Origin of the sequence: Lactobacillus isalae (assembly GCF_947539375.1) — a bacterium.
Taxonomy (GTDB): Bacteria; Bacillota; Bacilli; order Lactobacillales; family Lactobacillaceae; genus Lactobacillus; species Lactobacillus isalae.
The window spans coordinates 1,813,628-1,835,718 of record NZ_OX443569.1 but is presented as its reverse complement, the minus strand read 5'-3'; the positions used below and the strand labels follow the sequence as shown (position 1 = coordinate 1,835,718).

Genomic DNA, 22,091 nt, shown 5'->3' with positions numbered 1-22,091 from the left:
GAAAGGATTTATTCTATGACTCTAACATGGATTATTATTATCATTTTAATTTTACTTGTAGCCGTTTATATCGGAATTTATAATGGTTTACAAAAGGCCAAGGTACATGCAGATGAAGCATGGAGTCAAATTGACGTTCAATTAAAACGTCGTAATGACCTAATTCCTAACTTAGTCGAAACAGTTAAGGGATATGCTAAGCATGAAAGCGGCACTTTAGAAAAAGTAGTTGCCTTGAGAAATCAATTAGTAAATATCCCTACTTCTGATCACGAAGAAGCAATTAAGCTTTCTAATCAAATTACTGATTCTTTGAAGAGTATTTTTGCTTTAGCTGAAAACTATCCTGACTTAAAAGCAAACCAAAACTTCTTAGCACTTCAAGAAGAGCTTACGAATACTGAAAATAAAATTGCTTACTCACGCCAACTTTACAACTCAACAGTTGCTATGTTTAATGAGAAGCTATTAACTTTCCCATCTAACTTAGTTGCTAAGATTCATGGATTTAAGAAAATGGATTATCTTCAAACACCAACTGAAGAAAAATCTGTTCCTCAAGTTAAATTCTAGGTTTACTAATGCTCTATCAACAAATAGCACGCAATAAGCGTAAAACGGCAATTTTGCTTGTTATTTTCGTTATTATTCTAGCTCTTGTTGGTGGTGGGTTAGGATACTTAATTAATGGTGAGCCTATATCGGGGATTGTAATTGCTTTGATTGGAAGTTTGACCTATCTTTTTATCGTTCTCCAAAATCCAGGCAATTTAGTAATGAGCATGAATCATGGACGAGAAATTCATGAAGAAGATGATCCAGAATTATGGCATATTGTTGAAGATATGGCCTTAGCTGGACAAGTGCCGATGCCGAGAGTTTTTATCATTAATGATGAGAGCCCTAATGCCTTTGCGACAGGACGTGATCCCAAGCATAGTTTTGTCGCTGTCACTACTGGTTTAAGAAAAAGGCTTAATCGTAGTGAATTAGAAGGCGTTTTAGGACACGAAATTTCTCATATTAGAAATTATGATATTTTAGTGTCTACAATCGGCGTAGCCTTAGCTGCTGTAATTTCTTTCATTTCTAGTTTTGCTTCTAGGATCTGGTGGTGGGGCAGTTCAGATCGCGATGACGATGATTCTAGTCCATTAGAAGCAATTTTTAAGATAGTAGCAATTGTCTTTACCTTAATTTTAGGACCACTTGCTGCTGCGCTTGCTCAAATGGCACTCTCAAGAAACCGTGAATATTTGGCCGATGCCAGTTCAGTTGAACTTACTAGAAATCCACAAGGATTAATTTCAGCCTTAGAAAAGATTTCAAACAGCGAGCCAATGAAAGACCCAGACCCATCAAGTGCTGGTCTGTATATTGAAAATCCATTCCATAAGCGTGGGTGGAGTTCACTCTTTGACACTCATCCTCCTACAGCGGATCGAATTAAAAGATTAGAAAATATGTAACAAAAGGGATGCAATACTGCATCCCTTTTAGCATAGCTATTTTAAGTTAATATGCGCTTCTCTAAACAACCTCTTTCTCATTTCCGCTGGCGTCATGCCATAATAATGCTTAAATTTTTTATAGAAAAACGACTTGCTTGAGTACCCAATAGTTTCGATTATTTCTTTTAACGATACATTTGGCTTAGCGAGTAATCTTCTAGCCTCTCTCATACGCCGATCATCAACATGTTCAACAAAACTCTTACCAGTTTTTTCTTTTACCATTGTAGAGAAGTAATTTCGATTAAAGCCAAAATATTCAGCCGCTTCTGCTAGAGTGATGTCATTATAGTGTTGGTCAATGTATTGATCTAAGGTCTCATCCTTAAAGCTATTTTCTCTTCTTTCATTCAATTTAAAGTTCTGCTCACGTAAATTGCGCAAAATTACTACTTTAAGTAACTCTAATCCAATTGTGTTATTAAATGCCGCATGATTAATATCATCTTGCACTATCTCTCTGATACTTTGGCTACTCCACATCACTGAGGTAGTTGTAAATAAAAAGGCTTTATCCTGAGATAAATTCTTTAAAAATAGGGTACTTAGTTTCTCTTCAGTGGGAGTATCAATTGCTACGCTTTCTACTTGCTCTTGCCATGAGGAGTCACTACTTAGCTTAAATTTTACAATGACTGTACTCTTATCACTAAGCTTAATTGCATAATCACTATCTTTTTCAATTAATAAAATATTTCCACTTTTTAAAGAAAAAGACTGCTTCCCTACCTGTACTTCACATTTACCTGCAACGCAATATATTAATTGACTACTTCCGGACTGATATTCAATCAAGTCATAATGCATTCCCTCTAAATAAAGACGGTAAGACAAAAAATTCTGAGTTCGAAGCTCTATTTCATTAGCTTGATTATTTTGCATTAAACTTAATAAATAATTTTTTAATGTCGCTGTTGCCATCTTAATCAGTCCCCTTTGATTCTATTCTGTTTTAATTATAACCTTTTTATTATTTTTAATTGTTTTTTAGTCTTATTAAGCGTAAGCTTAGACTGTAAATACATCTGGGGTGCCTATCGGGCTGAGAATATACCCATTGAACCTGTTTGATTAATATCAGCGTAGGGAAAATGACTATTTTTAGACTTTTATTTAAGTCACCTCTTTGAGGTGGCTTTTTATTTTTGGAGGAAAAAATGAAAAAATTACATGTAAGAGATATTATCTTAATTGCCTTAATTGCTATTATTTTTGGTTTTATTTATTTAGCTAGTGACGGCCTCTATAATGCGCTAACAGCTTTGCTTACTCCAATTGGCTATGGGATGTTAGCTAATGACATTATGATGGGGATTTGGTGTATAGCAGGACCATTAACGGGCTTCCTTGTGCGCATCCCAGGCTCTGCCTTTTTAGGAGAATTCCTAGGCTCTTGCGTTGAATTGATTGCCGGAGAACAGTGGGGTGCTGTCAACCTGATTTCTGGTGCTGTTCAAGGTCTAGGTAGTGAATTAGGTTTTACCTTTACTAGCTACCATCGATATGATTGGTTTACTCTTTTCTTATCGGCAACAACTACAACCATTGTTACTTACATGTATGATTTCATAAAGAACGGCTACAGCTACTTCTCAACCTTTAATATGATTCTATATTTTTTAGTCCGTTGGCTCTCAATGATCTTATTTACTTGCGTTTTAGTTAAATTGATTGTAAATCTTCTGGAAAAAGCTCATGTTGTCCAAACAAATCAAAATTAATCATCTTTCTTTTCAATATCAGAATAGGTCAATCTTTAAAAACCTCAATTTAAATATTAATGAGGGAGAATTTGTCCTACTAACTGCTCCAACTGGTAGCGGTAAATCTACTCTCTTAAAAATTATCTCTGGTCTTGAACCAGAATTTAATGGCAAAATCACTGCTGGTTCTCTAAAGCAGCCCTTTATTAATTGGGGAATGGTCTTTCAAGATCCTAACCGTCAATTCACCATGACAACACCTAGAGAAGAGCTAATATTTGCTTTAGAAAATAAATTAGTTAACCGAACTACTGCCCTAAAACGTATAGATGAGGCAAGCAAGAAAACTAATATTTTACACCTATTAGACCGGCCTTTTCTTCATCTGTCAGGTGGCGAAAAGCAACGCGTTGCCTTGGCTGTTCTAATTGCCATGGAAAGTGACTTATTTTTACTAGACGAACCTTTCGCAAACTGTGATTCTCATAATCGGAACTTTCTACTAAATTGCTTATCATCTCTTCACAAAGAAGGAAAAACAATTTTAATCAGCGATCACAATTTTTCAGGTTATAAAAAACGTGCTACACAAGTTTTAGCTATTAAAAATGAAAATATACAGGAAGTTACGTTATCCGATCAAGCGGTGAAAGAAGCAGTCCCAGAGTTTTCTTTTCCTCCTAAAAAGACTAATGCAATCTATACCTTTCAATCCTTTGCATTATCTTTTCCGGAAAAAGATCTTATCTCTTCAGCTAATCTAAAAATATACCCTGGGAAAGGAACGCTACTAACCGGCGAAAACGGTAGCGGTAAAACATCCTTATTTAAAGCTCTGACTAAAGTTATTTCTTACCAAGGACAAATTCTCTTCAAAGATAAAGACATCAAAAAATGGCACCGTCGTCCATACTTAGAGCACGTAGGACAGATTTTTCAAAATCCGGATGACCAGTTTTTAAATGTCACAGTACAAGAAGAACTTGTTTTCAGCTTAAAGCACAACCAAAATCCATCTATTAATGAATCTAACCTCAAATCTCTTCTCGCTAAACTTAACCTAGAGAATTTAGACAAGCAAGTTGTCTATTCTTTATCTGGCGGACAAAAAAGGAAACTTCAAATTCTCGTCATGTTAATGGCTTTTCCTGAGGTTTTATTGCTAGACGAACCATTTAGTGGATTAGATCAAAAAAGCGTCTCAGACGTCATTTTTTTGCTAAAAAACTACTTTTTAGACGCTAACCATAGTTTGATTGTAATTAGCCACCAACTAGAGCAAGTTCAAAAATTATGTGACTATCACCTTATTTTGAAAGATCACCAACTTTTCTACACTAAATAAAAGGTAATCAAAATGAACCCTGGACTAAAACTATTTTTAATTTTAATTACTTCACTCGAAATTTCGCTTATTCCGAACTTAACTGCAAATATCATTATTATTGGTGTCTGCCTTATTTATCTACTAATCAAAAAAATCAATCTCAAAAAACTATTATTGCTTTTCCTAGTTCCTTTATTTGCAGCGGCAGTAGTTTTTATCACAATCTACTACTTTACTCCACAACGCAGTTTCTACCATGCTTGCATTCTATCTACACGAATTTACGCCTATGTATTTTTAGGATCTATTTTTACCGAAACTACAAGTTTTCTTTCTCTAGCTCGCTCACTAGAACAAAATTTTAAATTGCCCAGTAAATTCGCTTATGGAACTTTAGCTGCTTTCAACGTCATTCCTAAGATTCAAGCCGAGGTAAATCGAATTCGCTTAGTTGGCGATATGAGACATTATCACCTATCCTTTTATTCACCAATTCTATATTTTAAAGCCATTCTAGCTGCTATTTCTTGGTCAAACAGTCTAGCAGAAGGGATGATCTCTCATGGATATCGAGAAGATAAAGCAAGAAGCGTAATTGTAGCAATCCCTCTAACAAAAAAAGACTGGTTAATTTTCAGCAGCCTTCTTGTTCTGCTTCAACCAATCTTATTTTTAGTCAAATAATTATTTATGGTATGGACTACCACTATTAATCATAAAAGCACGGTAAATCTGTTCAATTAAAACTAAACGCATTAATTGATGCGGCATTGTAAACTTACCAAAACTGATCAAATCATCAGCCCGTTTATTTACTGCATCGCTTGTTCCTAAACTTCCACCAATGACAAAAGTAATGTCTGAATGGCCATAAGTAGTTAGACTTGATATTTCCTTAGCAAAGTCCTCGCTAGTTCGCTCTTTACCCTTAATTGCAGTTACATAAACATATTCTTTATCTTTTATTTTATCTAAAATTCTTTTACCCTCGATTTCTTTGACCTGCTTCATTTCAGCAGGACTTAGTTTTTCGGGGGCTTTTTCGTCTGGCACTTGAACTAATTTTACCTTTGCAAAACGTCCCATTCTTTTTACGTATTCTGCAATTCCATCTTTAAAGTATTTTTCTTTTAGTTTTCCTACACAGACAATTTTTATATTCATCGTACTTCCTTTACCTTTCATGTATCTAGATTTTCATTCTATCCCCTAATTGACATAGCGTCCACACCAGTTTTCCCCTATCTGTGGATTATCAAAAACTATATTTAGTGGTCTAGCTTATTCTCTATCAAGAAATTGTGGTTTATAAAAAAGTGGATAACTTTTTTTATAAATTTATTCCACATTTTTATAAACTTTACCAATTTTCCAAACTTTTACCTCTAACCCTTACATAATCAGCTTGAACGGCTGTTCAAGCTAAAAAAATAGAAAGTTTTATTTACACACAATTCACAAGTTTTCCACATTATTTATTTTTATTTCAGTCGACTTATACACAATCCACAGAGTTTTCCACATTTTCCCACAATCTTATGGATAACTCCTAGTTCTTGACAAATCAAAAATACGAACTTTATTGCGTTTCACATTTTAAATATTAAGAAAAAACTATGATTACCGCTTACAAAACGTATAATCATAGCTTTTTTGTCTCTATTTAATAATATTCGATTAACTTAAAGTAACTTTGACATCCTGTGATTTACCATCTCTAACCACTTGAAGTGTTACTGTATCGCCAACTTTATGTGTGTAAAGAGCTGTATGTAGTGAAACAACACTATCTACATCCTTACCATCAATCTTGGTAATTACATCATGAGCTTTAATACCAGCTTTATCTGCACTACCATTCTTAGTAACACTAGCTACATAAACACCAGACTTAACGCTATCCGGTAGACCAAGTTTCTTACGGCCATATTCAGTTAATTCATCAACAGATACAATTCTTACACCTAATTTTGGACGGGTAATTTTACCGTTCTTAACTAGTTGATTAATGATTGAAACAACTTCATCACTTGGAATTGCAAATCCCATACCTTCAACAGCTGTACCATCACTAGATGACGATAATTTCATTGAGTTAATACCAATTACTTGACCAGACATATTAACTAGTGGACCACCAGAGTTACCTGGGTTAATTGCTGCATCAGTCTGAATAACTGTAGCTTGGTTAGTAACTTGACCAGCTGAGTTAGTTACATCAACTGTTCTATTCTTAGCAGAAATAATACCTTGCGTTACACTAGTTGCATATTCGCTTCCAAGTGGAGAACCAACAGCAATTACTTGTTGACCTGGTTCTAAGTTCTTAGAAGAACCAAATTGAGCAGTTTGAGTAACATATTTTCCATCAATGGTTAAAACAGCCAAATCTGTCTCTGAATCTGTTCCGACCTTTTTAGCTGTTACTTTTTTACCATCACTCAAGATAACTTGGATCTCATCACTGCCTGAAACCACATGGTTATTGGTTACAATGTAGCCTTTACCATTAGATTTCATGTAAATAACGCCAGATCCTTCACTGTAAGTTTCCAAATCAGATTTAGAATTTTTCTTTGAAGAACTAGAACTATCAGAACCAAAAATTCCAAATGGATCACTACTTGAAGAGGAGCTTTGTCTTTTCAAGTTCACAACAGAAACAACTGAATTCTTGACTGTATTAAAGGCACTAGTCATTTGATTGCTATTTTTACCACTAGATTTCTCAACCTTAGCTGCTGGCGCAACAGTTGTTTGTGGCGCATTTTGACCGTTAATTTGGGATAAACCTGCATAAGCTACTCCACCGCCGAGTAAACCTGCAACTACTCCAACAATACCAGTTTTAATTAAAGCATTGTGCTTATTAGAGCGCTTAGTATTATTTTCTGCCATAAGAATTCTCCTTTTCTATTCATTACTAGCCTAATCACAAATTTTGAATTTTCTATGAATTCAAGTCAAATTATTTGCTAAAAAATTAGATTTCTGTAAGTGAGCCAGCTTGCAATGGATTTGTATCAATAATTTTAACATCTGCTGGTAAATTTGCATCCCCCGCAACTAATAAATCCTTTGCAGTTTCATGAGCTAAATACTGCGTATTATTATGTTGGCTGCGATGTGCTAAAAAAATATTTTTAGTTTTAGGAGAAACTACATCAAGCAAAGTATCAGCTGCTTGATCATTTGAAAGATGCCCTACATCAGACATAATACGATGTTTCAAAGACCAGGAATAAGGTCCATTCCTAAGCATCATATCATCATAGTTAAACTCCATTAAGTAACCATCTGCATCTTTAATCTCACCTTTAACAGCGCTAGAAACATATCCTGTATCAGTTAAGCAGGCAAATCTCTTACCTGCACTTGAAAAAACATAATATTGTGGTTCTGCAGCATCATGACTTGTCGCAAAACTTGTTACGTCTAAATCTCCAAAAGACTTGGTTACTCCAGATTCAAAAGTGTTTATTTGTTCAACAGGCAATTTGCCAATTTTATTGCTTTCAATTAGGTAATTCCAAGTACCAGAATTAGCAAAAGCTGAAATTTGGGGATAGCGCCTCATTAATACACCTAACCCACCAGAATGGTCTGTATGATCATGGCTAATAAAGACCATATCTATATCTTTAATGTCGACCCCTACTTGTGCAAGCAAATCCTTAGTTTTTTTACCAGATAAGCCTGCATCCATCAAAATTTTGTGCTGTCCAGTTTCAATTAAGGTAGAGTTACCTGTTGAACCACTTGATAAAACTGATACTTTCAAATTTGTCTACTCCTTTGAATCATCTGCAGCTATATTATTTTGAATAATTGTACCGGTAAACGCATTTACACGCTTCAGCGTAACTGTTTTTGAAGTATTGTTCTCGATTGCTGCTATCCAAGTAGGGATATAAATAGCGCTCCCCTTAACTGTTAATAGCCTTGTATAAACTTGCTTTAACCAAACAATTTTAGAATTATTTGGTAGTTCACTATAAGTGTATAAAGAATTTACAGCAGATTTGGAGCTAATTGTATTTTGTCTTTCACGTACTGGATTTAGGTCATTAACATAACGCTGTGAATACGAAACAATTTGATTATTCTTTACAATAATATGAAGTCTTGCTGTAGATGAAAAAACTTCGCCATACTTAGTTTTTTGATTAAAAACATAATCGCCATCTTCAGACAACTCTGGCAAATAAACATAATTTTTACCTTTGTATACATTTTGACTATCATTTTTAAAATTAATAACTTCTTTCACGGCCTCTTTAGAATTATTAGAAATCGTTATTGGTTTATTCAAATGAACTGAAATGCTATTTTCGCTTGTATTATTTTCTACCTGATTACTTACCTGATTAGCAGCTTTCTTTATCCAAGAATTATCAACTTTAGCCGCCAAATAGTAGCCGTCTCCTTGCTTATCATTAACTTTAGGGATAGTAATCTGATCAGCGCTTGTTTCGCTTTTAATATCTGTTTGAGTAGGAGTTGTGCCAGCAGATAAAAGGGTTGGTGTCTGCCAAAGTTCGATTCCTAAAAAGATATTGATTCCAATAAATACAATTAAAAAAATCCATTCTATTCTTTTAAAGTCCATCTACTAGCCCCTCCTTTCCAGCATTTTCTAGTTGATCACTAGTATTGAGCCACTCGTCTAAAGTCCTCCATTGCTTATTGATTTTCACATAGTAAGCGGGCTCTAAATCTACTAGTCTTTTATTTTTACTATCAGTAGACTTAGCGGTATATCCAATAATAATACGTTCAATCTCCTTACGATGATACCCTTTTTGATATAGCTGATCGATTGCCTCATTAGTTGGAATTAAGGTCTTTTTATCCCCATTAGTTGGAATTGGGATCTGTAAGTCTAAACTATTAAAGTTAATTGTCATTCCATTAGATGCAAATTTTACCTGTGCTCGCATCTTGTATTTGCCAGGCAAAAAGATGGGATATTCTTCAACATAATTTTGATAAATGACTGTATTATCATCTGCATCAAAGAATCTTAAATCCGGTTCCGTCAATCCAATTTTTCGCACAAAATATAAGCTATCGTTTAATTTTTTACTAATAGTCTTAGGTACTTTATCTTGCTGATAATCAATGTATTCATAATTGTGAGTATGCTTAGCAGCCATTAAACGTTCGTATACTCCGTTAGAGTACGTAATTGTATCGCCACTATTATGTTGACTAGGATTATTAGAACCTAACAAACGATAAACAAAATATGAATCCGATTCTTCATTAGTTAAATAACTATAAACAGGTAGACTAGGATTCTTATCATAAAATGGCAAATAATCATCATGAACTTTTTCAAGCGTAACGGGCATTTGGGTTTGAGCATTTTGAATATGGTCAACTAAGTTCTTAAATGATATATCGCTTAAACGAACTCTATAAACTGTATAATTTTCATCATTGCCTAAATAAATATACTGACTTGATTTTGTCGGAACAAAGAAACGATTGAATTCACGACTATCGTTTTTTCTTACATTAGTTAAAAACAACGAAATAGTTATCTGATCAGGATACGTTAATTGAACATAATCCGAATTCCTTAGCAGTTTTTCATATTTAGTTTGGCTAGACCATACTCTAATTGGCAAAAGCGGTCTTACTGATTGAGTCAACTTAGAAAATTCTAAAGGTAGATTATTCTTAGTATCATAAACTTGATACATCTGCTTATTTTTAAAATAAAAAGTTTGTGTAGGAAGATAAATATCTCTTAAGGAACGCTGTCCTAAGTCCTTTGTTTGAGTTTGATTAGATGTCTCCTCAATTCTAGAAAACCGAGCATCAGATCCCCAAATAATCGCTGATAGAGCAATTGATAATGCTACCATCACAATTAAGCTAACTCGTAATGCAACTCTAGAAAACTTATCTTTAAACCTCATCCCAATTTTCTCCTTCCTCGCTAATTGCTTCATATGGCAAAGAAATGTAGAAAGTTGAGCCGGCACCTTCAGCACTATCTGCCCAAATTCTGCCATGGTGTGCTTCTACTATTTCTTTAGAAATAGCTAGTCCTAACCCGGTTCCGCCTTGTTTACGTGAACGAGCCTTATCAACACGGTAAAATCTATCGAAAATCTTGCTTAAGTCTTTTCTCGGAATTCCTAATCCTTGATCTGAAATGCTCAAAATAACATGCTTTTGTGCTTGAAGTAGTCTAACAGTTATCACACCACCATCAGGTGAATATTTAATAGCATTGTTCATAATATTATCGATTACTTGCATCATCTTATCGGTATCAATTTCAACCCATAGAGCTTGATGGGGAAACTCACGCTTGATTGAATATTTCTTTTTATGCGTTTTATCTGTATCAGACTTGAGCATCATATCAAATCGATTCAAAACATGGTTAACAAAGTCATTTAGGTTAACCCATTCTAAATCCATCTTTGCTACGCCGCGATCCATTCTAGATAAACTGAGTAAGTCATTAATCATACGAATCATTCGTTCAGTTTCATCCTGAATAACATGCAAAAATTGCGGAGCAATATTTTGATCCTTCCATGCTCCATCGTTTAAGGCTTCTACATACGCTCTCAAACTAGTTAATGGCGTTCTAAGCTCATGAGAAACGTTAGAAACGAATTGCTGCTGTTCACGCTCATTCTTTTGCTGCTGAGTAATATCATGAAGCACACAAACTAAACCTGAAACGAAACCCGTTACACGTTGAATCAAGGAGAAGTTAGCATGTAAAATCATCTCATCTCGTGTATTATCATTAACACGAACAACCAATTCTTGCTGAGTACTTAATAAATCTTGAATCGTAACATCTTTTAGGCCTAATAAATTAGTAATTGGTTTTCCAATAACATCTTTTTCAGTCTTACCCAAGAAATCTAATGCTGTTTCATTAATAATCGTAATATTTCCATGACGATCAGTAGCAATAACCCCATCAGTCATATGCGTTAAAACATTATCTAATCGTCTTCGTTCACTATCAGAAATTTCCTGGGTTCTTTCAATTCTTACAGATAAAGTATTGAAGGCTTCAGCGAGTTGCCCTAATTCATCCTGAGCATAAACTCGAACATGTCCAGAATAATCTCCGTTTGCGACCCTCAAAGCTTGCTTGCGCATTTCCTCAATTGGTCGAGTTATTGCCCGGGAAATTACTAAGGCTACAATTGCTCCTAAAACTGCCGCAATTAATGACGCAATTAAGAAATATATGGAAACTTGTCGCAAATTATTAAATACGCCTTGCAGATTTGCGCGAACATAAATTGCACCAACTGGAGTATTCGTTCCATTAGCAGAAGTTAACGGTGATATTTGCACCATATAATTTCCATTATCATTGATTACCTTAGAAACCTGTTTACCATTTGAAAGCACATTCTTGATATCAGCATTACTTGTCCGCTGACCTATTCTATTCTGATCATTAACATTTGAAACGGCACGAATGACTCCTTTATTATCAACTACCATTAGTTGGCTAATATCGCCAAGGTTATAATTTGAAATAATCTGGCTTAATTGTTGATTAGCTTTTTTAGCATTCGCCCTACTTAATTGACTAGCAATCTGATTAGTAATAATATTTGGCACTTGAATTGACGACTCAAAATTTTGAATTGAGTTTTGCTCAAGTTGTCTAGTGAAAGAAGCTCCAACCACTTCAATGGTGGCCAATAATAACAACATAAAAATTATTGCGATTTTAAAATTAATAGAATTTAATACACTTTTTATTTTCTTCATTTGTCCTAATTGCAAAAAAAGCCACTATTACTAGTGACTGTGTTCCTTATTCATCTGATGGGTTCTTAACGTAATATCCTACTCCACGCCTTGTTACTAAAATAGTTGGTGAACTTGGATTATCTTCGATCTTTTCACGCAAACGTCTCACTGTAACGTCAACTGTTCTAACATCTCCAAAATAATCATAGCCCCAAACGGTTTGAAGTAAATGTTCCCTGGTCATCACTTGTCCCATGTGCTGAGCTAAATAATGAAGCAATTCAAATTCACGGTGCGTTAATTCAATCTTTTCACCATTTTTTTCGACCATATAAGCCTCAGGCATAATCACCAAATTACTAATTGTAATATTTTTATCTTCATCATCTTCAGTAGCTTTTTGAGTTAAATCACGTCTACGTAAATTTGCCTTTACTCTGGCAACTAGTTCTCTATTAGAAAAAGGCTTAGTAACATAATCATCGGCACCCATTTCAAGTCCTAACACTTTATCAATTTCAGTGTCTTTAGCAGTCACCATGATGATCGGCATATCATGAGTTTGACGCACTTCACGAGCAACTTCTAGACCATCTTTTTTCGGTAACATTAGGTCAAGAATCATTAAATCAGGATCATATTCATCAACTTTTTTAACAGCTTCTTCGCCATCGTAAGCAGTCTCGACATCAAAGCCTTCCTTAGTCAGGTTAAATTTAATAATATCAGAAATTGGTTTTTCATCGTCAACGACTAAAATCTTTTTTGGCATAAATGATGCCTCCTCAGTATTAATAACTATATTATACTGTTTTCCATATTTTTTTTAAACTTATGAAAAAAAAGCTTGCATTTTTATTTTTTTTTGGCATAATAGTATCTGTTGGTTATCCAATTGGGTGGTTAGCTCAGCTGGCAGAGCAACGGACTCTTAATCCGTGGGTCCAGGGTTCGATCCCCTGACCACCCATAGTTTTAAAGACATCGCTTAGGCGGTGTCTTTTTTTATTTTTAAACTTCTTGCAAATTTGAATTTTTTAAAAAAAGTTCTTGCATTTTTATTTTTTTTTGGCATAATAATATCTGTTGGTTATCCAATTGGGTGGTTAGCTCAGCTGGCAGAGCAACGGACTCTTAATCCGTGGGTCCAGGGTTCGATCCCCTGACCACCCATAATTTTAAAGACATCGCTTAGGCGGTGTCTTTTTTTGTTTTTAAACTTCTTTTATAATTAATATTATGAATACTAAACCTTCTAAACATGATGTCATCTATTATAATTCTCTAACTGATGATATTGTTCAAAGCAAACAGCAAGATTTTACCTTACCCGATAATTATCAAATTATTAAACATACACCGCTTAATTATCTAATGCGATTTTTAGCTACTGGATTTGCTTATCTTTTTACTTATTGCGGAATGCATGTCAAAGTAATAGGTAGAGATAAGTTATCAAAATATAAAAATCAAGGTTATTTCGTCTATGGCAACCACACCCAAATGGTTAACGACGTTTTCATGCCTCTAACCTTATTTGGCTGGAAAAATTACTATGCAATTGCTAATCAAGCAAATTGGGGAATTCCAATAATTGGAAAATTTCTTTTACCCTACGGAGGTCTGCCTGTGGGTAAAAACATTAAACAAGCCATTCACTTGCTCAAGGCTGTTAGAACTTTAACCAGTAAAAATGCTCATATCGTCATTTACCCCGAAGCTCATGTTTGGCCTTACTATACTGAGATTCGTCCTTTCCCAGAAACTAGTTTTAACTTTCCAGTGCAGGCAAATAAAGCTAGTTTCGTAATGTCAACAACTTATCAGAAAAGAAAATTTAGCAAACGCCCAAAAATTACTGTTTATATTGATGGTCCCTTTTTTCCTGATCCTTCCCTACCTAAAAAGCAGCAGCAAAAAAAGCTTCATGACCAAGTATTTCAGCAATTAAAAGACCGTTCAAAACTAAGCGACTACTCATATTACCAGTATCAACAGCGAAAAATTGGAGGATAAAATGAATATTATGTTTTGCGGCGACTCTCATGCCGAAGATGGTATTTTAATTACAACTCTATCTTTACTAAAAAATACTTCTACTCCCCTGCACTTTTATATCTTGACGATGCAAGCAGAAGGATATCAAGCCTTTAACGAGCAGGCTTTTAATCTAATAAAAAGGCTACTTAAAGAAAAGGATCCAAATAACACAGCTGAATTAATCGATTGTACTGAATTGTTTAAAAAAGAGCCGCCACGAGCAAATATGGAAACACGTTTTACGCCTTATGCTATGCTTCGTTTATTTGCTGATCAAATTCCACAAATTCCTGATCGAATTTTATATTTAGACGATGATATCATTGTCCGTAAAGATATTAGTGATTTTTATAATCAAGATTTAACAAATACAGAATTAGTTGGTGTACTTGATTTTTGGGGGCGCTTTTTCTTTCATAATCTCCATATGCACAAGACATTTGACTACTTAAACTCAGGCGTTTTGCTTCTTAATATGGATGAAATCAAGAAGACAAAATTATTTGTAAAGGTAAGAGAAAAAATGAGCGATAAGAAAATGCTCCTTCCAGATCAATCTGCCTTAAATAAGCTTGCTACTGAGAAGAAAATTGCTCCCCGTTGCTATAACGAACAATATCGTTTGCGTCCTGATACCAAGATTCAACACTTCACGACCAGCTTTCGTTTTAAGCCATATTTTCACACTTTAACTGTTAAACCATGGGATATTGAGCGCGTTCATAGTGTCTTGAAATTACATGAATATGATGATTTACTTAAGCAGTACACAGAACTGAGACCACAATTAAAGCGGTCTTAAAAAAGATTTTTATATATGGAGTTTTTACAATGACAATACCCGTTTTTTACACAATTAGCGATAACTACACACCCTATGCTGCCGTTTCAATTCAATCTTTAATTGACCATGCTGATCCAAATAAAGACTACACAATCACACTTTTGGTTCAAAATATTAGTGATGATCATAAAAAAAGTCTAGAAAATCTTTCAACTAAGAATATTCACGTTAATATTTTCCATATTGATGATGACATGGTAGCCCCAATTCATAACAGTGAAGAAAATTATCTACGAGCACAATTCTTCACAATGTCAATTTTTTATCGATTATTTATTCCTAACCTCTTTCCTCAATACGATAAGGCAGTCTATTTAGACGCTGATACGATTATTTGCACCGATATTGCTGAATTGTATAAGACTGATATTGGCGACAACATGTTTGCTAGCGTTCCTGATATGTCAATTAGATTTATCAAGCCACTTCAAGTTTACATCAAGGAATGTCAAGGTATTTTCCCACCAGAAAAATACATCAACAACGGTGTTATTCTCTTTAACATGAAGGCATTCAGAGATAAGAAGTTTGTTGATAAATTCTATTCTTTAATTGAAAAGTATCACTTCGATAATATCGATCCTGACCAGGCTTATATGAATGAGATTTGCGAAGACAAAATTTATCACTTACCACTTGAATGGGATGCAATGCCCAATGAACATATGGATGAAATTAAGAATCCTAAAATTGTTCACTATAACTTATTCTTCAAGCCATGGCATTTTGCTGATGTTCAATATGGTCAATACTTCTGGGATGTTGCTAAAAAGTCCCCTTACTATCAAGAACTAAAGGACCAACTAGCAAGTTTCACTGATGAAGATCGTAAAAAAGCACGTGCCGATCTTGATTGGATGATTAAAAAAGTTGATGAGATCAAAGACGAAGATGTAACTTGGGCAAAGGTTAAGAAAACTACATCAGTAAAAATATAAAGAGGCATTAAAATGACTATCCCAGTTTTTTATAGTATTAGCGATGATTTTACCAAATATGCGTCAGTTTCCCTTAATTCATTAGTTAAGAACGCTAATCCAGAAAACGACTATACTGTCATTTTCTTAAATCAAGGTTTATCAAAAAATCATCAAGAGCAGCTTGCAGCTTTTGGCAATGATTATGTACACGTCAAATTTTTCCATATTGATGAAAGCTTAGTAAAACCAATTCAAAATCGAAAAGAAAACTATCTTCGCGCCGATTTTTTCACGATGTCTATTTTTTATCGCCTATTTATTCCTGAACTTTTCCCGCAATATGACAAGGCAATCTACATTGATAGCGACACAGTCGTAGTCGATGATATCGCTAAGTTATACAACACTGACTTAGGCGATAACTTATTTGCTGCTTGCACCGACTCATCGATTCAATATGTAGATAAAATGGTGAAATATATCAAAGATGTTCTAGCTCTTGATCCTAAAAAATATATTAATTCTGGAATGCTAGTTCTAAATTCTAAGGCTTTCAGAAATGAACACTTTATTGATCACTTTATGAATTTACTAGAAAAATACCATTTTGATTGTATTGCTCCAGATCAAGACTATTTAAACGAAATTGGTGATGGCAGAATTTTACATCTTGATCCACGCTGGGATGCAATGCCTAATGAAAATACTGAACCCATTTCTAATCCAGGCTTAATCCACTATAATTTATTCTTTAAACCTTGGTACTTCAAAGATGTACAATATAAAGATTATTTCTGGAAATATGCTGAAACAACTCCATTTTATGAAGAACTAAAATCAGAGCTAGCTAATTATACTGACAAGCAGCGTACAGAAGATCGAGCTAAATTAAACCATATGCTTGAAAAAGAAGATCTCACAATAATTGATCCTAATAATTGGGCTCAGGTAAAAAATAAAGGCGAAAGGATTAAATTATGATCATTGGCGAAAATCGTGCACAAGTTATTGAAAATATTAAAACAGCCGTCAAAAAAGGTAAAATGCACGCTAAAGTTGAACTAGGTGATCCTATTTTAACTAAAAGTGAAAGAATAAAGCTGGTTAACGATTATTGGAAACAACAAAAAAAGATTAGTCATAAATTTAAAAATATTATTGCTCAAGGAATTGTTAATATTGATACCCTAATTTTAATGGCCCATACGCAAATCAAAAATAAAGAGCGCGCAAAGGGACCTAAATATGGTGCAATCGTTACTACCAATCACTTTAAGCAAACTGATAGTTTACCAATTAAAAAATTAGCTAACAAGTGTCATAAAAAACTCTACATTGTAATTGAAGATTCCAATTTAAAACTACCCGGCTTTTTTGGTTTTTTAATGAATAATATCAATGCTATTCCGATTGTTCAGAGTTATCAATATCTAGGACGTGAGTTTCCTAAACATTTGCAACACGTTTTCGATAAAAAAGGTTGGGTTTTAATCTATCCAGAACAAGAAATGTGGTATAACTACCGGAAACCTCGTCCTCTTCAAAAGGGTGCATATTATTATGCTGCAAAAGCTAAAGTACCAATAATTTCATGTTTTGTAGAGATTAAAGATCTTCCTGAAATGGAAAAAAATAGCTCTGAATTTCATAAAACTCGATATATTCTTCATGTATTGCCAACAATTTATCCCGTTGACCGTTTATCAGTTAATCAAAATGCCAAAAGAATGCGCGATATCGATTACATGCAAAAGAAAAAAGCTTATGAGAAAGCATATGGTAAAAAATTAACTGAGAACTTTGATTATGATGATATTGCAGGGTATATAAAAAAATAAATGTAATATAAAAACTTGAAGTTAATCTCCAAAGTTGAACATAAAGGTTCAATTTTGGGGATTTTTTGTATTACGTTTATTAAATAACGGTATAGGATATTATTTTTGATTTATTTTACTTTCTGATTCAAAATATAGGTGACTATAGAAAACGGCTATTATGTAAATAGTTATTATGTTTATTGGAAAGAAGATATATATATGGCCAATGATCTATCTATTAAAAAAAAGAAGGTAGTTAGCAAAGGCTATAAATACTTTATGGTATTTTTGTGTGTACTGACACAAGCTATTCCTTATGGTATGGCTCAGCTAATTCAACCTTTATTTGTACATCCAATCGTTAATACATTTCATTTCACTTTAGCATCCTATACTTTGATTTTTACTTTTGGTGCTATCGCTGGATCTGTAGTATCTCCATTTATTGGGAAAGCACTACAAAAAGTTAATTTCAAACTTATGTATATTATTGGTATTGCTATCTCTGCTATTGGATTTGTAATATTTGGAATTAGTACTAAATTACCTGGCTTTTACATTGCTGGTATTCTTTGCATGGTTGGCTCAACATTTTATTCTGGTCAAGGTGTTCCTTGGGTTATTAATCACTGGTTCCCAGTAAAGGGACGTGGAGTTGCCCTAGGATTAGCTTACTGTGGTTGCTCAATCGGTGATATTATTTTACAGCCATTAACTCAAGTAATTTTGCAACATTTCATTGCAGGAAATGCTAAGACAGGGCGTTTAACATCAATGGCACCTTTCTTTATTTTCGCTGTTGCACTTTTTGTAATTGGATTAATTCTTGCTGCATTCATTAGGGTTCCTAAGTCTGATGAAGTTTTAGCAACTGCCAAAGAGCTTAAAGAAAATAAAGATGAACTTGCTGAGCAACATGCTCATGAATTTCAAGGCTGGTCTGGAAAACAAGTATTAAAGATGAAGTGGTTCTGGGTCTTTAGTATTGGCTTTTTATTAATTGGTTTAGGATTAGCCTCCTCTAACGAAGACTATGCTGCATTCTTAGATACTAAATTATCTCTAACGCAAGTTGGCTTAATTGGTTCCGTACTTGGTGTTGCTGGTATTGTTGGTAATATTTCTGGTGGATATTTATTTGACAAATTTGGTACAGCAAAATCAATGACTTATGCTGGTATTTTAATCGTACTTTCTGTTTTACTAATGGTCTTTATTAGTGATCATCCATATGGTGCCTCAAGTAATCTCTATGCTGGAATTGGTTGGGCTATTTTAGGTGGTTTATCTATCTTTAGTTATATGTCTGGACCAGCTTTTATGGCAAAAAATTTATTTGGAGCAAAGGCTCAAGGAGTTAACTTAGGGTATATAAGTTTAGCTTATGCAATTGGATTCGCAATTGGTGCACCATTATTCGGTGTTATTAAAGATGCAACAAGCTTTTCTCTTGCATGGTGGTCTACAATTGGATTCGTTACAATTGGATTCATTTTACTAATATTTTCAGCTATTAAAATTAAGGAATTACAAAAAAGGTTGTAGAAGATAAACCAGAGATCTTTTTAGACAAGTAATTATTATCAATATTAAAAAATCCGACTGCTTTTCAAATTCTGATGATGAACAGTTAAAAAAGGATATTTATCAACAGGAAAAAGTATAGAGTCAAAAATATTCACAAAAAAATTCAGAGCTTAAAAACTCTGAATTTTTTGTTTAATCATCTTTTTCTGCCTTAATAACTTTCTTAGAAATAGCATCAATTTCTACTTCATGTTTACTTGAACCTGATTCAACAGTTACATCCCAAATGGCTTTGTCCTGATCCATTTTTAGGGTCCATTCTTTAGCAGTGCTATTCTTAACTTCTTTTTCTGCTATTTCACTTGCTTGATCACGAGAAATCACCTTATCTAAATCAAGTCCCTTTTGCAGACGTTCATCTAAGTCTAATTTTTCAGAACTAGATTTGATTTCTTTTCCACTTGTAGCGTTAATGGTCATTTCGTATTCTTTATCTTTATCAAATCCTGTAATTTCATAAAGATACTTATTACCGTCTAATTTTAAATCTATTTCTTTTAACTTTTTATCAGAATATTTTTTATCAAACTTATTTATGGCTTCAGTTTGACTAAGTTTAATCTGGCTTTTTCTTGTGGTGTTTTTTGTATTACTTGCCTTATCTTTAGTGGTTTTCTTTACACTTGACTGCTTAGTTTTACTGGTTGAATCATTATTGCTACACGCCACTACTGAAATTCCTAGTGTTCCCATGAAAGCTGCCGCTGCTAGCATTTTACTTATTTTTTTCTTCATGGCTTTTCTCCTTAAATTAATAAAACTATATTTAATATTAATTATATAGGATATATACCATGAAAGCGATTTATATGCTTAAAAATCCATGCTAGAACTTCAATATAGAAACTATTATATAGACTTTTTAGCTTTATTCTCCCTTAAAATTACCGTTTTCAACTTCACGAATAAAGTCAGCTAAGTGCTTATAGTAAACATCTGGATTATCAACCATATGATGATGTCCGCCATCAGGAGTAGTAACCAAACGAGAATTTGGAATTTCTTTTTGCATAATTTTAGCAGTCGAAATTGGCATTGTCTCGTTTTCACCAAAGGTAATTAATGTTGGTACCTTAATATTCTTAAGTTGATCTCTAAAATGCCAATCTTTAAGTTTACCTGTAATAACAAATTCGTTATCACCTTGAAATACATTATAAACAGCATTACCACCAAGATCTTTTAAATGATAAAGCTTTGATGGTTGTTTCCTATCAACAAAATTAATATTCAAAATTTGAACATCATCTTGATAACGTTGATTATCGTAATCATTGTTCTTTTCACATTCATGCATAAAGTCAATTTCTGTTTGGGGAAGAACCTCTTGCCTTCTTCTATTTACGGAATCAACATATTCATCAATTTCATCAACCATTGAAGAAATAATTGCGCCCTTTAAATGCTTACCGTATTTAACAGCATATTCTTGCACTAAAAGTCCGCCCCAACTTTGACCAATTAAATAAAAGTTATCTAAACCGAGTTTTTCACGAACTTCATCAACTTCATTTAAGAAATACTCATAAGTTAGATACTTTTTAGCAATTTTAGGATCAGTGTAGTCTGGTTGATCGGAATAAAGTGACCCCAATTGATCATACATGGTTACTTGAACACTAAGACCTTGCTTTTTCAATTGTTCTGCAGCATCTTCCCAGTATTCATGATTTCCACCAGGACCACCATGAAGCGCTAATAAGTGAATATCGCCCTCGCCTTGAGTATTAGTCCACAAGTGATACCCGTTGTCTAAAGTAATAATTTTAGTACCAGTTTTCATAAAATTCTCCTTTTTTATTTTTTATCTTATATTTTATCTCATTTTCTTTTTAATTCCGATATGAATTGCACCTGCACCTAAATTTAATTTTTTAACTTGTACATTTTCAAACCCATTTTCTTCAAGCATTTTCTTTAAATGCTTTGCCGAGACAAACTTCTCAGTTGTATGAGACAAGTATTGATAATCGGATACCTTAGCTCCCAAGATTTTTGCAAAACTAGGAAATAACTTAAAGTAGGTCTGCCATCCTAATTTAACAAGTGAATTAGTTGGTTGCGATGTTTCTAAAATTCCAACTTTGCCAGTCGGCTTTAACACTCGATAAATTTCTTTCAAAACTTGATTGGCGTCAGGAACATTACGTAAACCAAAACCAATTGTTACAATGTCAAAACTCTGATCTGGATAAGGCAGATGCATTGCATCTTCTTGCCTTAATTGTATTTCTTTTTGTAAATTTTGTTTTCGAACTTTTTGGTCAGCTAATTCAAGCATATCTTGATTAAAATCGAGACCAATTACATTTCCTGACGGCCCAACGTGTTTTGCTAGCGCAATCGTTATATCGCCTGTACCGCAACATAAATCTAGCGCAAAATCGCCTGGTGCTACCTTTAATTCCCTCAAAAATTTCTTGCGCCAACCATTCTGCGTACCTAAGCTAATTAAATTATTCATCTGATCATAATGTGGCGCTACCCGACTAAATAAATCATGTACATCTTTTTCGGGCACGCTGTTAGTTAAACTCATTTTTATCACCTGATTTAATTATCCCAACAAAAAAGCTATGATTCAAATGAA

At 33.9% G+C, this 22,091-nt stretch carries 22 protein-coding genes, 2 tRNA genes and 1 riboswitch; of the genes, 13 read left to right on the top strand and 11 right to left on the bottom strand.

Going from position 1 to position 22,091, the window contains the following annotated elements:
* Nucleotides 1–15: 15 nt before the first annotated feature.
* On the top strand, nt 16–573 hold the full coding sequence (locus QM512_RS08825) for a LemA family protein (RefSeq protein ID WP_282805315.1): 558 nt from the start codon (nt 16–18) through the stop codon (nt 571–573).
* Nucleotides 574–581: 8 nt separating this feature from the next.
* Nucleotides 582–1,469, top strand: coding sequence for a zinc metalloprotease HtpX (htpX, locus tag QM512_RS08820; protein ID WP_282805314.1), 888 nt, complete (start codon nt 582–584; stop codon nt 1,467–1,469).
* 36 nt (nt 1,470–1,505) lie between these two features.
* Here htpX and QM512_RS08815 read toward each other — a convergent pair whose 3' ends face one another.
* A complete protein-coding gene (locus QM512_RS08815) occupies nt 1,506–2,432 on the bottom strand; it encodes an AraC family transcriptional regulator (protein WP_282805313.1) in 927 nt (308 codons plus the stop codon).
* 95 nt (nt 2,433–2,527) lie between these two features.
* Nucleotides 2,528–2,618, top strand: a riboswitch (TPP riboswitch).
* Nucleotides 2,619–2,668: 50 nt separating this feature from the next.
* Here QM512_RS08815 and QM512_RS08810 point away from each other — a divergent pair.
* From QM512_RS08810 to QM512_RS08800, 3 genes are read left to right on the top strand one after another with little or no spacing between them, the layout of a single operon-like run.
* Entirely contained in the window at nt 2,669–3,232 is a 564-nt protein-coding gene (locus tag QM512_RS08810; protein WP_282805312.1) for an ECF transporter S component, read from the top strand.
* On the top strand, nt 3,207–4,559 hold the full coding sequence (locus QM512_RS08805; protein ID WP_282805311.1) for an ATP-binding cassette domain-containing protein: 1,353 nt from the start codon (nt 3,207–3,209) through the stop codon (nt 4,557–4,559). Before QM512_RS08810 ends, QM512_RS08805 begins: the two co-directional genes overlap by 26 nt.
* 12 nt (nt 4,560–4,571) lie before the next feature.
* A complete protein-coding gene (locus QM512_RS08800; RefSeq protein WP_282805310.1) occupies nt 4,572–5,225 on the top strand; it encodes an energy-coupling factor transporter transmembrane component T family protein in 654 nt (217 codons plus the stop codon).
* Here the strand turns inward: QM512_RS08800 and rlmH are convergent, their stop codons facing one another.
* The 7 genes from rlmH to yycF all read right to left on the bottom strand — a co-directional run bounded on the left by rlmH (nt 5,226) and on the right by yycF (nt 13,062).
* Entirely contained in the window at nt 5,226–5,705 is a 480-nt protein-coding gene (gene rlmH, locus QM512_RS08795; RefSeq protein ID WP_282805309.1) for a 23S rRNA (pseudouridine(1915)-N(3))-methyltransferase RlmH, read from the bottom strand. It abuts the gene before it with no gap.
* Between the two features lie 513 nt (nt 5,706–6,218).
* Nucleotides 6,219–7,439: a S1C family serine protease gene (locus tag QM512_RS08790; protein WP_282805308.1), complete on the bottom strand. Its 1,221-nt coding sequence runs from the start codon at nt 7,437–7,439 to the stop codon at nt 6,219–6,221.
* Nucleotides 7,440–7,524: 85 nt separating this feature from the next.
* The gene (locus QM512_RS08785; protein WP_282805307.1) at nt 7,525–8,322 is read right to left on the bottom strand and encodes an MBL fold metallo-hydrolase; all 798 of its coding nucleotides are present in this window, start codon (nt 8,320–8,322) and stop codon (nt 7,525–7,527) included.
* Between the two features lie 6 nt (nt 8,323–8,328).
* Nucleotides 8,329–9,150, bottom strand: a complete 822-nt coding sequence (locus QM512_RS08780; RefSeq protein WP_282805306.1) for a two-component system regulatory protein YycI — start codon at nt 9,148–9,150, stop codon at nt 8,329–8,331.
* Nucleotides 9,140–10,468: a YycH family regulatory protein gene (locus QM512_RS08775; protein ID WP_282805305.1), complete on the bottom strand. Its 1,329-nt coding sequence runs from the start codon at nt 10,466–10,468 to the stop codon at nt 9,140–9,142. The genes QM512_RS08780 and QM512_RS08775 overlap by 11 nt, the downstream gene beginning before the upstream one ends.
* Nucleotides 10,458–12,308, bottom strand: a complete 1,851-nt coding sequence (gene walK / locus QM512_RS08770; RefSeq protein WP_282806467.1) for a cell wall metabolism sensor histidine kinase WalK — start codon at nt 12,306–12,308, stop codon at nt 10,458–10,460. The genes QM512_RS08775 and walK overlap by 11 nt, the downstream gene beginning before the upstream one ends.
* Nucleotides 12,309–12,354: 46 nt before the next feature.
* Nucleotides 12,355–13,062, bottom strand: a complete 708-nt coding sequence (gene yycF / locus QM512_RS08765) for a response regulator YycF (RefSeq protein ID WP_282805304.1) — start codon at nt 13,060–13,062, stop codon at nt 12,355–12,357.
* Nucleotides 13,063–13,187: 125 nt separating this feature from the next.
* Here yycF and QM512_RS08760 point away from each other — a divergent pair.
* The 8 genes from QM512_RS08760 to QM512_RS08725 all read left to right on the top strand — a co-directional run bounded on the left by QM512_RS08760 (nt 13,188) and on the right by QM512_RS08725 (nt 19,459).
* A tRNA-Lys gene (locus QM512_RS08760) sits at nt 13,188–13,260 on the top strand.
* 130 nt (nt 13,261–13,390) lie between these two features.
* Nucleotides 13,391–13,463: transfer RNA gene (locus tag QM512_RS08755), tRNA-Lys, on the top strand.
* 66 nt (nt 13,464–13,529) lie between these two features.
* Nucleotides 13,530–14,306 (top strand): 1-acyl-sn-glycerol-3-phosphate acyltransferase, encoded by a 777-nt coding sequence (locus tag QM512_RS08750; RefSeq protein ID WP_282805303.1) that lies wholly within the window; start codon nt 13,530–13,532, stop codon nt 14,304–14,306.
* 1 nt (nt 14,307) lies between these two features.
* A complete protein-coding gene (locus QM512_RS08745) occupies nt 14,308–15,132 on the top strand; it encodes a glycosyltransferase family 8 protein (protein ID WP_282805302.1) in 825 nt (274 codons plus the stop codon).
* A 29-nt stretch (nt 15,133–15,161) separates the two neighbouring features.
* Nucleotides 15,162–16,112: a glycosyltransferase family 8 protein gene (locus tag QM512_RS08740; protein WP_282805301.1), complete on the top strand. Its 951-nt coding sequence runs from the start codon at nt 15,162–15,164 to the stop codon at nt 16,110–16,112.
* A 12-nt stretch (nt 16,113–16,124) separates the two neighbouring features.
* Nucleotides 16,125–17,075: a glycosyltransferase family 8 protein gene (locus QM512_RS08735; protein ID WP_282805300.1), complete on the top strand. Its 951-nt coding sequence runs from the start codon at nt 16,125–16,127 to the stop codon at nt 17,073–17,075.
* Nucleotides 17,072–17,932, top strand: a complete 861-nt coding sequence (locus QM512_RS08730; RefSeq protein WP_282805299.1) for a lysophospholipid acyltransferase family protein — start codon at nt 17,072–17,074, stop codon at nt 17,930–17,932. The genes QM512_RS08735 and QM512_RS08730 overlap by 4 nt, the downstream gene beginning before the upstream one ends.
* Nucleotides 17,933–18,133: 201 nt before the next feature.
* Nucleotides 18,134–19,459 carry a conjugated bile salt MFS transporter gene (locus QM512_RS08725; protein ID WP_282805298.1) on the top strand — a complete coding sequence of 442 codons (1,326 nt, stop codon included), beginning with the start codon at nt 18,134–18,136 and terminating at the stop codon, nt 19,457–19,459.
* Nucleotides 19,460–19,633: 174 nt separating this feature from the next.
* Here QM512_RS08725 and QM512_RS08720 read toward each other — a convergent pair whose 3' ends face one another.
* From QM512_RS08720 to ubiE, 3 genes are all read right to left on the bottom strand, one after another.
* Nucleotides 19,634–20,236, bottom strand: a complete 603-nt coding sequence (locus tag QM512_RS08720; RefSeq protein ID WP_282805297.1) for a PepSY domain-containing protein — start codon at nt 20,234–20,236, stop codon at nt 19,634–19,636.
* A gap of 133 nt (nt 20,237–20,369) precedes the next feature.
* Entirely contained in the window at nt 20,370–21,284 is a 915-nt protein-coding gene (locus QM512_RS08715) for a prolyl aminopeptidase (protein WP_282805296.1), read from the bottom strand.
* Nucleotides 21,285–21,317: 33 nt separating this feature from the next.
* Nucleotides 21,318–22,040, bottom strand: coding sequence for a bifunctional demethylmenaquinone methyltransferase/2-methoxy-6-polyprenyl-1,4-benzoquinol methylase UbiE (gene ubiE / locus QM512_RS08710; RefSeq protein WP_282805295.1), 723 nt, complete (start codon nt 22,038–22,040; stop codon nt 21,318–21,320).
* Nucleotides 22,041–22,091 lie beyond the last annotated feature (51 nt).

Excerpts from the sequence above, each read along its gene's own strand:
- ubiE (WP_282805295.1), bottom strand. The coding sequence starts at position 22,040 with ATGAGTTTAACTAACAGCGTGCCCGAAAAAGATGTACATGATTTATTT.
- QM512_RS08800 (WP_282805310.1), top strand. The coding sequence starts at position 4,572 with ATGAACCCTGGACTAAAACTATTTTTAATTTTAATTACTTCACTCGAA.
- QM512_RS08815 (WP_282805313.1), bottom strand. The coding sequence starts at position 2,432 with ATGGCAACAGCGACATTAAAAAATTATTTATTAAGTTTAATGCAAAAT.
- rlmH (WP_282805309.1), bottom strand. The coding sequence starts at position 5,705 with ATGAATATAAAAATTGTCTGTGTAGGAAAACTAAAAGAAAAATACTTT.
- QM512_RS08735 (WP_282805300.1), top strand. The coding sequence starts at position 16,125 with ATGACTATCCCAGTTTTTTATAGTATTAGCGATGATTTTACCAAATAT.
- QM512_RS08810 (WP_282805312.1), top strand. The coding sequence starts at position 2,669 with ATGAAAAAATTACATGTAAGAGATATTATCTTAATTGCCTTAATTGCT.
- QM512_RS08790 (WP_282805308.1), bottom strand. The coding sequence starts at position 7,439 with ATGGCAGAAAATAATACTAAGCGCTCTAATAAGCACAATGCTTTAATT.
- QM512_RS08730 (WP_282805299.1), top strand. The coding sequence starts at position 17,072 with ATGATCATTGGCGAAAATCGTGCACAAGTTATTGAAAATATTAAAACA.
- QM512_RS08740 (WP_282805301.1), top strand. The coding sequence starts at position 15,162 with ATGACAATACCCGTTTTTTACACAATTAGCGATAACTACACACCCTAT.
- QM512_RS08750 (WP_282805303.1), top strand. The coding sequence starts at position 13,530 with ATGAATACTAAACCTTCTAAACATGATGTCATCTATTATAATTCTCTA.
- QM512_RS08780 (WP_282805306.1), bottom strand. The coding sequence starts at position 9,150 with ATGGACTTTAAAAGAATAGAATGGATTTTTTTAATTGTATTTATTGGA.
- QM512_RS08720 (WP_282805297.1), bottom strand. The coding sequence starts at position 20,236 with ATGAAGAAAAAAATAAGTAAAATGCTAGCAGCGGCAGCTTTCATGGGA.
- walK (WP_282806467.1), bottom strand. The coding sequence starts at position 12,308 with ATGAAGAAAATAAAAAGTGTATTAAATTCTATTAATTTTAAAATCGCA.
- QM512_RS08825 (WP_282805315.1), top strand. The coding sequence starts at position 16 with ATGACTCTAACATGGATTATTATTATCATTTTAATTTTACTTGTAGCC.
- QM512_RS08745 (WP_282805302.1), top strand. The coding sequence starts at position 14,308 with ATGAATATTATGTTTTGCGGCGACTCTCATGCCGAAGATGGTATTTTA.
- QM512_RS08715 (WP_282805296.1), bottom strand. The coding sequence starts at position 21,284 with ATGAAAACTGGTACTAAAATTATTACTTTAGACAACGGGTATCACTTG.
- QM512_RS08775 (WP_282805305.1), bottom strand. The coding sequence starts at position 10,468 with ATGAGGTTTAAAGATAAGTTTTCTAGAGTTGCATTACGAGTTAGCTTA.
- QM512_RS08805 (WP_282805311.1), top strand. The coding sequence starts at position 3,207 with ATGTTGTCCAAACAAATCAAAATTAATCATCTTTCTTTTCAATATCAG.
- QM512_RS08725 (WP_282805298.1), top strand. The coding sequence starts at position 18,134 with ATGGCCAATGATCTATCTATTAAAAAAAAGAAGGTAGTTAGCAAAGGC.
- yycF (WP_282805304.1), bottom strand. The coding sequence starts at position 13,062 with ATGCCAAAAAAGATTTTAGTCGTTGACGATGAAAAACCAATTTCTGAT.
- htpX (WP_282805314.1), top strand. The coding sequence starts at position 582 with ATGCTCTATCAACAAATAGCACGCAATAAGCGTAAAACGGCAATTTTG.